A 15,773-nucleotide genomic window follows, 5' to 3' on the forward strand; every position below is an offset into this window, starting at 1 on the left:
GTCTAAGGGGCTGAGTTAGGGTGAATAAAGTTACCGTAAAGATAAATGGTCAAGAATATAATATGGTTGGAGAGGAATCAAAAGAGTATTTATTTAAAGTTGCAGATTATGTAGATGGGAAAATGGAGGAGATAGCAAAGGCTAATCCAAGGCTTAGTACAGCCATGGCAGCTGTACTTACTTCTTTGAATATAGCAGATGAACTTTTCAAGTGTTCTTATGAATTAGATGAAGTAACATCTAAATATAAACAACCTCTTCAAGACTTAGAAGATGTAACTACGGTATTAGAAGAGCTTAAGAATTCTATACAAATAAAGGATAGTAAAATACAAGAATTACAAGCTCAGTTAGAAAAATATATAGAAGAAATTACTAAATTAAAAAAAGAAAAAGAAAAATTAGAAAAGCTGGTTAAAGAAAAAGAAGAAAAATTAGCAGAAGCTGAAGAAATAGCTAATGATTTTCAAAATAGGCTTTATGATATGCAGATGAGAATTGTTGAAATGGAAAAAAAAGAATAAATTGAAATACCTCCAGGGAAAAATAACCTGGAGGTTTTATTCTGTGGAGTAGGAGTTGATATTTTGAATAATATAGAGATACTTGCACCTGTTGGAAATTTTGATTCTTTAAAAGCTGCTGTTTTAAATGGAGCAGATGCAGTTTATTTAGGGGGAAAGAATTTTAGTGCAAGAGCATCAGCAAATAATTTTGATAAGGAAGAGTTAAAAGAAGCAGTTAAGTATGCTCATATAAGAGATGTTAAGGTGTATGTAACAGTAAATACACTTATTAAGGAAAGTGAAATAAATAGTTTTTTAAAATATATAAACTTTTTATACAATATAGATGTAGATGCTTTAATACTTCAAGATGTTGGAATGGCTAGTCTTGTAAAAAAACATTTTCCATATTTTGAAATTCATGCAAGTACACAGATGGTAGCACATTCTTTAGAGGATGTAAAATACCTTGAAAATTTAGGATTTAAAAGAGTAGTTTTAGCTAGAGAACTTACTGTAGAAGAAATAGAATATATATCTAAAAATAGCAATGTTGATATAGAAGTATTTGTTCATGGAGCTTTATGTGTATGTTATTCTGGACAATGTCTTATGAGTAGTATGATAGGGGGAAGGTCTGGAAATAGAGGGAGATGTGCTCAACCTTGTAGAAAAGTATATGAATTAATAGATATAGAGAAAAACTCTAAAGTACATTTAAATGATAAATACTTATTAAGCCCTAGGGATTTAAACACAATAGAGGAGCTTGATAGGATAATAAAATCTGGAGTGCTATCTTTAAAAATAGAAGGAAGAATGAAAAGAGCTGAATATGTGGCTACGGTAGTAGGGGCTTACAGAGAAGTTGTAGATTATTATTTGGAAAATAAAAAATTGAATGTAAAGAAAGAGACATTAGATGATTTATATAGTATATTTAATAGAAAATTTACTAAAGGATATATATTGGGAGAAATTGGAAAAGATATAATGAATCCTCAAAAACCTAATAATACAGGACTTTATATAGGAAAAGTAATTGATATAGATAAAAGAAAAAATAAAATTACTTTGAAACTTGAAAATACACTTAGAAAAGGCGATGGATTGAGTATTGGAGGAGGAAATGTAGGTAGAATATTAAAAGGTAATAAAATATTAGATGTAGCGTATAGAAATGATATTGTTCAGATTGATTTTAAAGAAGAAATAAAAGTAGGACAAGATGTTTATAAAACTTTAGATACAAACCTTTTGGATAGGGCTAGGAAAACTTATGAAAATAATATAGAAAATAAGAAAATACCTATAAGATCAAAAATAATTTTAAATTTAGATGAATATCCAGTTCTTTTAGTAAAAGATTATAGAAATAATAAAATAAAAGTTGTAGCTGATAAAAAAGTAGAAAAAGCAATAAAAGTTTCAATAAGTGATGAAAAGATAAAAAATCAGATAGAGAAACTTGGAAATACTCCGTATGTTTTAGAAAATATAGTTATAGAAAAAGATGAAAATATAAGTATACCTGTAAGTGTATTAAATGAGATTAGAAGAGAAGCTATAGAAAAATTAGATAATAAAAGGAAAAATATAAATAAAAGAAAACTTATAAAGTTGGATATAGAAAATAAAGGAGTAATTTATGAAAAAAATAAAAACTTGAAAATAAGTGTGAGGGTTAGAAAATTATATCAACTTAAGAAAATTTTAGATTTAGATATAGATATTATTTACTATGAAGACATAAATACTTTAGAGGAAGCCATGGCGTTGTGTGATAAATTAGTTTATTCACCTCCTAGAATATTGAGAAATAAACAGTATTATGTGCTTGATAAGGCATTAGATATGGGAGTTGATAAATTTCAAGTTAGTAATTTAGGAATGATAAATAAATTAAGTCAAAGTGAAATCTATGGAGATTATTTTTTGAACATATTTAACTCGAGAACTATTGAAAAATTTAAAAATCAAGGGTTGAGAAGTATTTGTATATCACCTGAGCTTAACTTAAAAGAGATAAAAGAAGTTTTAAAACATACTGATATAGAAGCTGAAGCTTTAGTATATGGAAGAATTCCTTTGATGATTAGTGAATATTGTCCAATGGGAGTTTTAATTCGCAATTGTAAAAAAGATAAAAGATGTGGTATTTGTAATAAATCAAAATACGGATTAAAAGATGAAAAAGGAGAATTATTTCCTATAGCTCAAGATATGTTTTGTAGAAGTGTTATATATAACTCTAAAGTTTTGTGCATGATAGATCATTTAAAGGATATTTACGATGCCGGTATTAATATTTTTAGACTTGATTTTACTTTTGAAAAAGAAGAATATATAAGAGAAATATTAAAAGCATATATAGATATAATTAAAAATAATTTTGAATTTGATGAAGAAATTAAAATATATGAAAAGTTAAAAAGAGAAGGAATTACAAAAGGACATTATTTAAGAGGTGTTGAATAAATTTAAGGTCTATATCTTTAGTTTAAAGATATAGACCTTAAATTATATAATTATTTAATTGCTTTTAAAATATCAAGTAAATATTCCCAAGTTCTTTGAGTTGAAGATATACTTAAGTGTTCATTAGGAGTATGAACATCAAACATATCTGGGCCTAGAGAAATTGCATCTACATTTGGCATCTTTTCGAGTAAGAGTCCGCATTCAAGACCTGCATGTATAGCTATTATTTTTGGTTCTTTTCCATATTTTTCTTTATAAACTTTTTGACATATTTCTCTTAATTTAGAGTCTTTTTTATATTCCCATTCAGGATAATCTGAATCTGCTATTAGTTTACAATCTAAAATATTTGCGATTGCGTTCATTTCTTTTAAAATACTATATTTTAAACTTTTAACAGAGCTTCTAACGGCACTTTCAAATGTAACTTCATTTTTATGTGTTGTAACAACTCCTAAATTTGTTGAACTTTCTACAAGGTTTTCAATATCCATGCTCATACTTTTAATTCCATTTGGGATTAAAAGTAAAGAAGTTATAACTTTATTCATTGTCTCTTTAGAAAAAACTTTTTTATATGTATTTTCTGTTTCTTCGATTGTTACAATTATATCAGGATCTGAAGTTTTTAGTTCATTTTTAAATATATTATTAAATTCTTTTATTTTTTCTTTTAATTTAGATGAATTTTTTGAATTTGTCAATATTACAGCTTCACATTCACGAGGAATGGCGTTCATCTTGGCACCGCCATTTATGTCAGCTATATAGTATTCAAATGAGTTAGATAAATCATCAAGTATTCTACCCATTAATTTATTTGAGTTTCCTCTTTGTTTGATTATATCCATTCCAGAGTGTCCACCTTTAAGGCCTTTTATAGAAATTATATATGATGATAAATCTTTTTTAGCATCTTCCCAGTTTATATTAAGTATTTGTCTTGTTCTTACTCCACCAGCACAGCTTACTAATAAATAGCCTTCTTCTTCAGAGTCGAGATTTATGAGATATTTTCCAGTAAGGTTAGAACTGTCTAGAGCCATGGCACCTCCCATACCGGTTTCTTCTTCAGTAGTAATTAAAACTTCAAGTGGAGGGTGAGGAATATTATTTGATTCTAAAATTGCAAGAGCATAAGCCATGGCTATTCCGTTATCTGCTCCAAGGGTAGTATCGGTTGCATATATAAAATCATCTACAATTCTCAATTTAATAGGGTCTTTTTCAAAATTATGAACAGTTTCTTTGTTTTTTTCACAAACCATATCCATATGTCCTTGGAGTATTACAGTGGGAGCATTTTCATATCCTTTTGTACCAGGTTTTTTTATAATAATGTTTAAAGCTTTATCTTGAATGACTTCTAAGTTGTGATTTTTAGCAAAGTTAACTAAATAATCACTGATAGCTTTTTCGTTACCAGAACCTCTGGGAATTTGAGATATTTCTTCAAAATATTTAAAAACAGTTTTAGGTTCTAAGTTTGTTAAAATATTACTCATAAGAGATCACTCCTTACCTTTTTTGAGTATTATATCCATAAAATGTATTTTATATATAAATTACTTTTATTATATAACATATGATTAAATTAATTCAATATGCCTTACATATAATTTAGTTTATTGATAAAATATAGAATGTAATTTGTAATTATCAATATGGAATTTAAGGAGGGCGTAATGAGAGAAAAATCTTTAAGAGTATTAGAGTATTTTAAAATAGTAGAAATGTTAAAAGAAAAAGTATCTTCATCATTGGGAAGTAAATATGTAGAAAATTTAACTCCTTCAAACGACTATGAAGAAGTTATTCAAATGCAGAAAGAAACTAGTGAAGCACAATCTATACTCATAAAAAAAGGTTCAGTTCCTTTAGGAGGAATACATGATATAGAATTTTTAGTTAAAAAAACTAAAATAGGATCATCTCTTGATGCTGGACAACTTTTAATGGTTGCTGATACTTTAAGAGCTGCAAGGCTTTTAAAAAATAGTATAGGTAATTTTGATGATGAATCGTATCCTATAATACAATCTTTAACGTCGTCATTATATACATTTAAGAATATAGAGGATGAAATTTATAATGCAATAATAAGTGAAAATGAAATTTCAGACAATGCAAGTTCAGAGCTTAGAAGTATAAGAAGAAGGATTGTTCAAAAAAATCAATCTATAAGATCGAAACTTAATTCCATTATATCTTCTACAACTTATCAAAAGTATTTACAAGATTCAATAATAACTATGAGAGGAGATAGATTTGTAGTACCAGTAAAGCAGGAGTATAGATCTAATGTTTCGGGTATTGTTCATGATCAATCATCATCTGGAGCAACTCTTTTTATTGAGCCAATGGCAATAGTTAATATGAATAATGAATTGAGAGAGTTAAAGATTAAAGAAAGAGAGGAAATAGAGAGGATATTAAAAGAACTTTCTCAAATGATTGGGGAAAATGCTGATGAGATAATATCTAATGGAAAGGTACTGGGAAGGTTAGATTTTATATTTGCTAAAGGAAAATTATCTATTTCTATGAGTGCTATAGAGCCTAAAATTAATAGTGAAAAATATTTGAGTATAAAAAATGGAAGACATCCTCTTTTAGATCCTAAAAGTGTAGTTCCGACTAATATATGGATTGGAAAAGAATTTAATACTTTAGTTATAACAGGACCTAATACTGGTGGTAAAACTGTAACTTTAAAGACAGTAGGATTATTTTGCTTGATGACTCAAAGTGGTCTTCATATACCAGCTGATTTTGGAACAACTATGTGTGTATTTGACAATGTATTTTCGGATATAGGAGATGAGCAGAGTATAGAGCAGAGTTTATCCACTTTTTCTTCTCATATGACGAATATTGTGGATATATTAGGTAGTGTTACAGAAAATTCTTTGGTATTGTTTGACGAACTTGGAGCTGGAACAGATCCTGTTGAAGGGGCAGCGCTTGCCATGGCAATACTTGATAATTTATATAATTTGGGAGTATTGACTATTGCTACAACTCATTATAGTGAACTTAAACATTATGCCCTTACTAAAAAGGGAGTAGAAAATGCAGCTGTGGAATTTAATATTGAGACTTTAAGTCCAACATATAACCTTTTGATAGGAGTTCCGGGAAAATCAAATGCATTTGAAATATCTAAAAGGCTTGGACTTGATGATTATATAATAGAGAAGGCTAAAGAATTTATAAATAGTGAAAATATTGAATTTGAAGATTTACTTCAGAGTATAGAGAAAAATAGAATAAAAGCGATTGAAGAAAAAGAAGAAGCTAAAAGGCTTAAAGAAGAAGCTAAGAAATTAAAAGAAGAATATGAACGAAAAAATGAAAAACTCTCAATACAGAGAGAGAAAATAATAAATGAGGCAAAAAGAGAAGCTTTGAAAATAATGAGAAATTCTAAAGAAGAAGCAGACAGGTTAATAAAAGAGCTTAGAAAATTAGAAAAACAAGGATATAGTTCAGAAAAAAATAGAAAAATAGAAAATATAAGAAGAGAAATAAATGAGTCTATGGGAAGTCTTCAAGGAAGTGTTAAAAATATAATACTACCAAAAATAGCAAAAAAAGAAATTAAAGATTTAAAACCTGGAGATGAAGTTAAAGTAGTAACTCTTAATCAACAGGGAAGTGTACTATCTGTTGACAACGATAAAAAAGAAGCACAAGTTCAAATTGGAATTATGAAGATGAATTTACCTTTTGCATCTCTTGAAAAAATTAAATCTAACAAAAAAGATATCTTAAAATCGGGAGCAGGAAAAATACTAAAGAAAAAGGCAAGTAGTATAAAAAGTGAAATTGATTTGAGGGGAATGAACTTAGAAGAAGCAATGGTAGAAGTTGATAAATATTTAGATGATGCATATCTTGCTGGAATTCCTAAAGCTACAATTATACATGGAATAGGAACGGGAGTATTAAAAGCAGGAATAAAAGAAATGTTAAAAAAACATAGACATATCAAAAGTTATAGAGATGGTGTATATGGAGAAGGAGGAGCAGGGGTTACTATAGTAGAATTTAAGTAATTAAAAAATGTAAAGGGGATAGATAAAAATGATTTTAGTATCAGCTTGCTTGCTTGGAGTTAATTGTAAGTATAATGGAAAAAATAATGAGAATGAAAAATTAATTGATTATTTAAGAGATAAAAATATAATACCAATTTGTCCTGAACAGTTAGGAGGACTTTCAACTCCTAGGATACCAGCAGAAATTGTTGGTGGAGATGGAGCAGATGTATTAAATGAAAAAGCCAAAGTTATAAATAAAAATGGAGAAGATGTAACAGATGAGTTTTTAAAAGGAGCATATGAAGCTTTAAAGATTGCCAAAATGTTTAATTGTACCGAAGCAATATTAAAATTAAAAAGTCCTTCTTGTGGAATAAAACAGATATATAATGGAACATTTACAGGCAAGTTAAGAGATGGATTAGGAGTTACAGCAGCGCTTTTTAAAAAAAATGGTATAAAATTGAAATCAGAAGAAGAATTTTAGAAAAGGGGAGAAAAGTATGGAAATAAAAGAATTAAAAAAAATAGCAAAAGATAGAATGAAGGGTTACTGTAGACTTTGTAAAGAATGTAATGGTATAGCTTGTGCCGGTGAAGTTCCGGGTATGGGAGGAAAAGGTAGTGGAGAATCTTTTAAAAGAAATTATGAAACTTTAAAAAATGTAAAATTAGTTTTAAAAACTATACATGACGTTAAGGACCCTGATATGAGTGTTGAAATATTTGGCAAGAAGATAGATTTACCATTTATTACAGCACCGGTTACAGGAAATTCAATAAATATGGGAGGATTTTTAACAGAAGCACAGTATAGTGATTATGTAGTATTTGGAAGTATTGAAGCAGGAACTTTTGCAATGACAGGAGATAGTGGAAATCCACAGTTTTATATAGATGGATTAAATTCTATAAAAAAAGCAAATGGTATAGGTATTCCTATAATAAAACCTAGAGAGAATATGAAAATAATAGAAAATATTAAAAAAGCAGAAGAAACAGGGGCAATTGGTGTTGGAATTGATATAGATGGAGCAGGTCTTTTAACCATGGCACTTCATGGTCAACCAGTAGGACCTAAAACTGTCGATGAATTAAAAGAACTTACATCATCAACTAAACTACCTTTTATATTAAAGGGTATAATGAGCGTAGAAGAAGCAGAACTTGCAGTAGAAGTTGGAGCAAGTGCTATAGTTGTATCTAATCATGGAGGAAGAATACTAGATTACACATTGGGAGTTGCCGAGGTTCTTCCTAAAATATCAAAAGCAGTAAAGGGAAAGATAACAATATTTGCAGATGGTAATGTAAGAAATGGAGTTGATATATTAAAATACATAGCACTTGGAGCTGATGCAGTACTTGCTGGTAGACCTATAATTTGGGGAGCTTATGGAGGAGGAAAAGAAGGAGTAAAATTAATTATAGAAAATTTGAAAGAAGAGCTTAAACAAGCAATGATTTTAACGGGATGTAAAGATGTAAAATCTATAGATTCAAGTAAAATTATCAATTTAAATAAACAATTTTAACTTAAAGTACTTGATTTTAAATTTTATTTTTTATATTATTATTATAAATACATCTAAATAATATAGAATCCTATGACGGGAAGAGTAGATATAATGATTGTTTCAGCGAGCTAGAGGTTGGTGGGAGTCTAGTAACATAGTTATATTGAAGCGCATCCTAGAGGAGATTTTCTGAACATTAAGTAGGAAAGTACGGATTGTTCCGTTAAAAACATGTGAGTGGATATGATTTTTCATATCAATAAGAGTGGTAACACGGGATGTAACTCTCGTCTCTTAAGTATTAAGAGGCGGGAGTTTTTTGTATTATTTGAATTTTAAAAAATATATATAAATAAGAATATAGGAGGAATTTATATGAAGGACTTTAAATTAGAAATAGCAAATATTATTTCTTCTCAAGTTTCAGATTTAAGTTTAGATGAGATTGTATCGTTAATAGAAGTACCACCTAATAAAGATATGGGAGATTATGCTTTTCCGTGTTTTAAATTAGCTAAAATTTTTAGAAAAGCTCCTAATCTTATAGCACAGGAACTTTGCGATAAAATAGAAAAAACAGATTATATACAAAAAATAGAAGTTGCAGGGGCATATATAAACTTTTTTATAGACAAATCATCTTTAGCTAAATCTGTATTAACTGAAGTTTTAAATAAAAAAGATGATTATGGGAAAACTAATGTAGGAGAAGGAAAAACTGTTATAGTAGAATTTTCATCTCCAAATATAGCTAAGCCTTTTCATATAGGACATATTAGAAGTACAGTAATAGGAAATGCACTTTATAAAGTATACAAAGCTTTAGGATTTAATACAGTGAGAATTAATCATTTGGGAGATTATGGAACTCAATTTGGTAAACTTATAGTTGCATTTAAAAGATGGGGAGATGAAGAAGAAGTTAAAAAAGCTCCTATAAAAACTTTATTAAAATTATATGTTAAGTTTCATGAAGAAGCAGAAAACGAACCATCTCTTGATGAAGAAGCGAGAATGTGGTTTAAGAAACTTGAAGAAGGAGATAAAGAAGCGACTGAGTTATGGCAGTGGTTTAGAGATGTAAGTCTTCAGGAGTTTAACAAGGTTTATGATATGTTGGGAATAGAATTTGATTCATATGCCGGAGAAAGTTTTTATTCTGATAAAATGCCAAGAGTTATAAATATAATGAAAGAAAAAGGAATTATAAAGGAATCTAAAGGAGCTCAAATAGTAGATCTTGAAGAGTATAATATGCCTCCAGCACTTATTACAAAAAGTGATGGATCGACTTTATATTTAACAAGAGATATAGCGGCTGCTATATATAGAAAAGAAACTTATGATTTCTATAAAAATATATATGTAGTTGGATCTCAACAAATTCTTCACTTTAATCAGTGGATAAAAGTGGTAGAGCTTATGGGATTTGATTGGGCAAAAGACTGTGTTCATGTGCCTTTTGGAATGGTAAGTCTTGAAGAAGGAACTATGTCTACGAGAAAGGGAAGAGTAGTATTTTTAGAAGATGTTTTAAATAAGGCTGTAGAAAAAACTAAAGAAATAATAATGGAAAAAAATCCAAACCTTGAAAATATAGATGAAGTAGCTAAACAAATTGGTATAGGAGCTGTAGTATTCCAAGAATTATCAAATAATAGAATAAAAGATTACACATTTTCTTGGGATAGAACGTTAAATTTTGACGGAGAGACAGGTCCGTATGTTCAATATACTCATACTAGAACTTGTTCTGTTCTTAGAAAAGCTAATGAAGAAATATCTTCAGATGTAGATTTTTCTGTTTTAACTGATGATGATAGTGTTAATGTTATAAAAGAAATAGGAAATTTCCCTAAAGTAGTGAAAGATGTAATTAAAAATAATGAACCTCATATAATAGCTAGATATGTTGTGGATTTAGCACAAGCATTTAATAAGTTCTATCATGATAATGTAATATTAGTTGATGATGAAAAGACAAAAAAAGCAAGACTTGCACTTGTTGAAGCTACAAGACAAACTATAAAGAATGCATTATCATTACTTGGGGTAGAAGCACCTGAAAGAATGTAGTTTGTCGAAAATTAAATCTTTACAGCTAAAAATATAATATTATATAATAAAGATATAAAATATATAGAAAATTGTAGCATATTGACTTGGGTCTGTGCTACTACCCCCCTATAGTGGCAGCTTATTGCTGCTATTTTTTTTAAAATGTTTATGGGAGTTGTAATTGTTATGGAAGATAAAATAAAAAAATCTTTTATATATTCTTTTTTTTGCGATAGCAAATATTTGAAAGGTTTAATAGTGTTGAATGTAAAATCTTTAATTGATAATAAAAGTGAAAAAAGGATTGTTGTAGATTATAATAGATTGAGAGATGAACTTATTTTTTATAAATACTATGGGGTAAAATACAACAATTCGCTGTATAATATTAATTTTGTACTTCCAATAATACTTTCAAATATTAATTTAGAGAGATCGCAAAATGAAGTAATAAAAAATATTTTTTATTATTGTAAAGTCAATAAAGAAGATATTAGAAAGTATGAGAATATTTTAGTGGGTATAGCGTATAATTATTTAATTCATATGCTTGTAAAGAGTAGAGATGTGGAATTTGAATATTTATTGGAAAATATGAAAAATCATATAATAGAATTTAATTTTGAAGAAAAAATAGAGAAGAAAGATATTATAAGATTTGAAAGGGCTAGAATAAAATTTATTCAAAAAATAGATAGAATTATTGATAAAAATTTAGAATCTGTAAAAGAAGAATCTATAATAGATGGATTTTTAAGAGTGATTTATCAAATATATGTAAAAGATTATGAAGAAAAAAATGAAGAACTTAAAAGTATAAAACATTCTATACTTGGTATTTTAGGATTTAATATTGATAATATTGATATAGAAAATATAGAATTTATAAAGTCTCTTTCGAATTATTTATTAAAACTCAGAAAATATGAGATAAACAAAAAAGAATATGTAAAAAGTTCTCATCCTAAAGAACTTATTAATTTAAAGGTAGGAGATGTAGTTTACAATCCTATACTTAATAATATAAAGGTTGTAGATAAAAAAATAGAAGGAGAAATACTTTACATAAAAGTACAATCAAAATCAGGAGAGTATATATTTAGATTTAAAAAAGTATGAAAATAGAACCTAAATTCGTATTGAATTTAGGTTCTATTTTACTTTTCGAGATATTTAAGAAAATCTTCTTCGTTTGTATCAGCTAGAAAACAAAGTTCTTTTATCATGTTGTTTCTTAAATTTATAAATTCTTCTATTTTAGTATTTTCGAAAGTATATTCTAAAGATTTAAGTATCAAAAGTAAATCTCTTTTTGAAATTTGATCTATAGATATTTTATCGAATTGATCCATGGCAATCTCCTTTCAAATTTTGCAAAATATATGAGTAATAATATTATTTTCTATAAAATAATCTAAAAACCTTCAAAAAATGAAAAAAATTTTTAAAAAAGCATTTAAGCATTCAACAAAAAGCCCTATAGTATCCTCGATATGATAGTATAGGACTTTATTTTTTTAGACTGTAACTTTTTCAAGAGAAGTTACTATGGAATTTTCTACGATTAATATTCCTATTGCACAGGATATATTTATTGATCCTTCTACATCATTTTCAAATCCCATTGTGTTATTTTTATAAATACTGTGAAGTTCTTCTATGAAATTTTTTATATTTTCTTTATCTATATTTTCTAAATATGGAATTCTTATTTTATTTAAACCTTTAAAATTGACAAAGTATTCATGTAAATTTTTTTCGTATTTTAGATGTTCCATAAGTTTATCGTGATAATATTCTCTGTTATGATGAGGAAGGCAAAAAAAATCAGATAAGAAGTGACTTATAACCCCTAATTTAGTAGAAAATTTATTTATAGATATTTGATTTTCATTAAGACCATTATTGATTAAATTTAAAATTTCATTTAGTACAAAATCAAAACTATGCTCTTTGTAGTGTTTTTTTATAGCAAGTCTTGGAGAAATATCGGGTTTCATAGCTCCGTATACTAAAAATTTTTTGTTTAATTTTACATTTAAAGAATTTTTTATATTATTATACATGTGATTTGCTATTATTTTGTGAGTTTGCATTAACAAAATATCTACCTTCTTTCGAAATACGTTACAAAAAATATTTTAAATTAAATGATAATAAACTTCAACTGTAAATATATAACATAGCTGAAAATTAATAAATGGATATTTTCTTTTATTTGTGATAATATATAGTGATGTATTATGAGGAAAGGGCTGATTATATTGAAAATACTTTTAACTACGTTAAATTCTAAGTTTATACATACAAATTTAGCAATCAGATATTTAAACAGTTTTTGTAAAGATTTAGCTGATATAGAAGTTGAAGAATATACTATAAATAACAGCATAGATTATATATTAAAAGAAATATATAAAAAAAATGCAGATTTAGTTGTTTTTTCAACGTATATTTGGAATGTAGAAGATACGTTGAAAATTTGTAAAAATCTAAAGAAAATAAGCCCTCATACTAAGATATTACTTGGGGGACCAGAAGTTTCTTATGATTTTATAGAATTTATGAGAAAAAATGATTTTGTTGATTATATTATATATGGAGAAGGAGAAATTACCTTTAGAGAATTTATAGAGTATTCTCTGGGAAGAAAAGATATAGATAAAATAGATGGGCTAGTTTATAGAAATAACAATGAAGTTATTGTTAACAAACCGAGAAAATTAATAGAAGATTTAAATATAATACCTAGTCCTTATGAGAAAATAGATAAAAAAGAGTATGAAAATAAAATAGTTTATTATGAAACATCAAGAGGGTGTCCTTTTAATTGTCAGTATTGTTTATCTTCTACAATAAAAGGACTTAGATTTTTTGATATAAATAGGGTTAAAATGGAGCTTAAAAATTTAATTGATGCAAGAGTAAAACAAGTTAAATTTGTAGATAGAACATTTAATGCTAATAAAAAATATGCTCTAGATATAATGAAATTTTTAATGGAGAATGATAATGGATATACTAATTTTCATTTTGAGGTTACAGCACATTTAATAGATGATGAAATGCTTGAATTTTTATCTACATGTAAAGAAGGATTATTTCAGTTTGAGATAGGAGTTCAATCTACAAATGAAGATACTTTAAAAGAAGTAGGAAGAATTCAAAATTTTGATAGATTAGCTTATGTTGTTAATAAGGTATCTAGTTTTAAAAATATACATCAGCATTTAGATTTAATAGTTGGACTTCCTTATGAAAGTTATGAAAGTTTTCGAAATTCATTTAATATGGTGTTTAATTTAGATGTAGAACATCTTCAAATTGGATTTTTAAAAATGCTTAAAGGATCAGGTATAAGAAAAATGGCTGATAAACATGGATATATATTTAAGGAGTATCCTCCTTATGAGGTTTTGGGAAATAAGTATATAACCTATGAAGAAATATTGAGAATAAAAGATATAGAAGAAATTTTTGAGATTTACTATAATTCTAAAAACTTTATTCTTTCCATGAAATATATAATTAAAAATTATTATAATGAAAATCCCTTTAAGTTTTTTGAAGATTTAGCGTGTTTTTGGGATGAGAGGGGGTATTTTAAGTTATCTCAAGGAAAAAATAGTCAATATAAAATCTTGTTAGAATTTTATAAAGAAAAAATAAAAAATAATTTTGATTTATTTAAAGAAATATTAAAATACGATTATATTTCACTGGGCAGGGTATCTTCTATTCCTAATTTTTTTGAGAAAATTGAAATAGGAGATTTTAAAAATAGATGTCATAAATTTTTACAAGATGAAGAAAATATAAAGAAATATCTTCCGGAGTTTAAAAATACTCCTGCTAAGAATATAATAAAATACGTTCAATTTGAAGTGTTTAAATATGATATTTTAAAGTTAAAAGTGAATATATATGAAAAATTAGATAAAAAATTGAGTATTGTACTTTTTATATATGACGTGGATAAAAAGATATTCGAAAAAAGTAAATCGTGTAAAGTTGTTATTTAGGAGGTTTGATATGAAATTTAGAATAGAAAATTATATATTTAAAAAAACAGAAAATATTGCTTTTTTAACTATAAAAGAAGATGCAGATATTCCTTTAAGGGGATATAAAATACCTAAAGGTGGAATAGATTTTCCGATTCTTAATGAAGAACTTGTAAAAAGTATAAAAGAAAGAGATGCTGAAAATAATTTGACACTTGCTTCATTTGCTAGAGGAATGATATATATAATAGGTATAGATTCAAATTTTAAATACAATGATGAATATAAAAAGTTTTTGTATGAATTTGATTCAAAAATTGAAGATTATATAGGGTATATGGGAGTGAAAAAAGCAAATGAAAAGGAATTTACAGATGCTTTAATATATTTTAAATCTCTTATAACTTTAAATCCTAACAATGTAAATGGTCTTTATAATTATGCTTTAGTTTGTCAAGATATAGCTAAGATACATGAAAAAAATCAAGAAGAAAAAAAGATGAATGATTTTTTATTAGAGGCATTAGATAAATTAGAAACTATAATTGACATTTATCCTGAATTTGCTCTTGCATATTATCAATTGGGATATCATTATTATAATCAAAAGCAGTATATAAAAGCTAAGCTTACATGGGAAGAAGCTATAAAGTTTGGGCTTGATGAAGATAGGGAAATAGAACTTAAAAATGAACTTAAAAAAATAGAGTATAAGGTAGATTATGAATATGGATACAATTTAGTTTTACAGGGACAAGCTGAAAGAGGATTAGAAAAATTACTTCCTTTAATGGATGAATATTCTGATTGGTGGAATTTATTGTTTTTTATAGGTTTAGCTTATAGACAACTCAATAATGTAGATGAAGCAATAAAGTATTTTGAAAAAATATTGATATTAAATCCAAATCAAGTTGATACTATTGTAGAAATAGGGCTTTGTTATGCCATGATAGGAGATTTAAAGTCTTCTATAGAGCAGTTTGAAAAAGCATTGAATTTAAAAGAAGATTCGGAAATTATGTGCAATTTAGGAATGGCATACCTTCAATTAGGAGATATAGACAATGCTAAAAAGTATATACAAAAAGCATATGATTTAAATTCTGATGATGAAGTAACTATAGCATGTATGAATGAATTGAAAAAATACGAGAAGTAATT

At 26.9% G+C, this 15,773-nt stretch carries 12 protein-coding genes and 1 other annotated feature; of the genes, 9 read left to right on the plus strand and 3 right to left on the minus strand.

Annotated features, from left to right (window positions below; genetic code table 11):
* Positions 1–20: 20 nt before the first annotated feature.
* Both BUA19_RS06445 and BUA19_RS06450 read left to right on the plus strand, forming a co-directional pair.
* The gene (locus BUA19_RS06445; protein ID WP_072724882.1) at positions 21–524 is read left to right on the plus strand and encodes a cell division protein ZapA; all 504 of its coding nucleotides are present in this window, start codon (positions 21–23) and stop codon (positions 522–524) included.
* 63 nt (positions 525–587) lie between these two features.
* Positions 588–2,984, plus strand: a complete 2,397-nt coding sequence (locus BUA19_RS06450; RefSeq protein ID WP_072724883.1) for a U32 family peptidase — start codon at positions 588–590, stop codon at positions 2,982–2,984.
* A gap of 50 nt (positions 2,985–3,034) precedes the next feature.
* On the opposite strand, the gene BUA19_RS06455 is transcribed toward BUA19_RS06450, so the two are convergent.
* On the minus strand, positions 3,035–4,492 hold the full coding sequence (locus BUA19_RS06455) for an aminoacyl-histidine dipeptidase (RefSeq protein WP_072724885.1): 1,458 nt from the start codon (positions 4,490–4,492) through the stop codon (positions 3,035–3,037).
* Positions 4,493–4,672: 180 nt separating this feature from the next.
* Between BUA19_RS06455 and BUA19_RS06460 the strand changes: the two genes are divergently transcribed.
* The 5 genes from BUA19_RS06460 (at position 4,673) to BUA19_RS06480 (ending at position 11,724) form a co-directional block, all read left to right on the plus strand.
* Positions 4,673–7,045: an endonuclease MutS2 gene (locus tag BUA19_RS06460; RefSeq protein WP_072724887.1), complete on the plus strand. Its 2,373-nt coding sequence runs from the start codon at positions 4,673–4,675 to the stop codon at positions 7,043–7,045.
* A 28-nt stretch (positions 7,046–7,073) separates the two neighbouring features.
* On the plus strand, positions 7,074–7,517 hold the full coding sequence (locus BUA19_RS06465; protein ID WP_072724888.1) for a DUF523 domain-containing protein: 444 nt from the start codon (positions 7,074–7,076) through the stop codon (positions 7,515–7,517).
* A 16-nt stretch (positions 7,518–7,533) separates the two neighbouring features.
* Positions 7,534–8,565, plus strand: coding sequence for an alpha-hydroxy-acid oxidizing protein (locus tag BUA19_RS06470; RefSeq protein WP_072724890.1), 1,032 nt, complete (start codon positions 7,534–7,536; stop codon positions 8,563–8,565).
* A 63-nt stretch (positions 8,566–8,628) separates the two neighbouring features.
* Positions 8,629–8,845 (plus strand) — a binding site (T-box leader).
* A gap of 77 nt (positions 8,846–8,922) precedes the next feature.
* A complete protein-coding gene (argS, locus tag BUA19_RS06475; protein ID WP_072724892.1) occupies positions 8,923–10,623 on the plus strand; it encodes an arginine--tRNA ligase in 1,701 nt (566 codons plus the stop codon).
* A 168-nt stretch (positions 10,624–10,791) separates the two neighbouring features.
* Complete coding sequence (locus BUA19_RS06480; protein WP_084601975.1) at positions 10,792–11,724, plus strand: hypothetical protein; 933 nt, start codon at positions 10,792–10,794, stop codon at positions 11,722–11,724.
* A gap of 38 nt (positions 11,725–11,762) precedes the next feature.
* On the opposite strand, the gene BUA19_RS06485 is transcribed toward BUA19_RS06480, so the two are convergent.
* Together BUA19_RS06485 and BUA19_RS06490 are read right to left on the minus strand one after the other, a co-directional pair.
* Positions 11,763–11,957: a hypothetical protein gene (locus tag BUA19_RS06485; protein WP_072724896.1), complete on the minus strand. Its 195-nt coding sequence runs from the start codon at positions 11,955–11,957 to the stop codon at positions 11,763–11,765.
* Positions 11,958–12,122: 165 nt separating this feature from the next.
* The gene (locus BUA19_RS06490; protein WP_242939255.1) at positions 12,123–12,701 is read right to left on the minus strand and encodes a zinc dependent phospholipase C family protein; all 579 of its coding nucleotides are present in this window, start codon (positions 12,699–12,701) and stop codon (positions 12,123–12,125) included.
* A gap of 168 nt (positions 12,702–12,869) precedes the next feature.
* Between BUA19_RS06490 and BUA19_RS06495 the strand changes: the two genes are divergently transcribed.
* Positions 12,870–14,627, plus strand: coding sequence for a B12-binding domain-containing radical SAM protein (locus tag BUA19_RS06495; protein WP_072724900.1), 1,758 nt, complete (start codon positions 12,870–12,872; stop codon positions 14,625–14,627).
* Between the two features lie 10 nt (positions 14,628–14,637).
* The gene (locus tag BUA19_RS06500) at positions 14,638–15,771 is read left to right on the plus strand and encodes a tetratricopeptide repeat protein (protein ID WP_072724901.1); all 1,134 of its coding nucleotides are present in this window, start codon (positions 14,638–14,640) and stop codon (positions 15,769–15,771) included.
* Positions 15,772–15,773: the final 2 nt, after the last annotated feature.

Source organism: Tepidibacter thalassicus DSM 15285, from assembly GCF_900129915.1.
Classification (GTDB): Bacteria; Bacillota; Clostridia; order Peptostreptococcales; family Peptostreptococcaceae; genus Tepidibacter; species Tepidibacter thalassicus.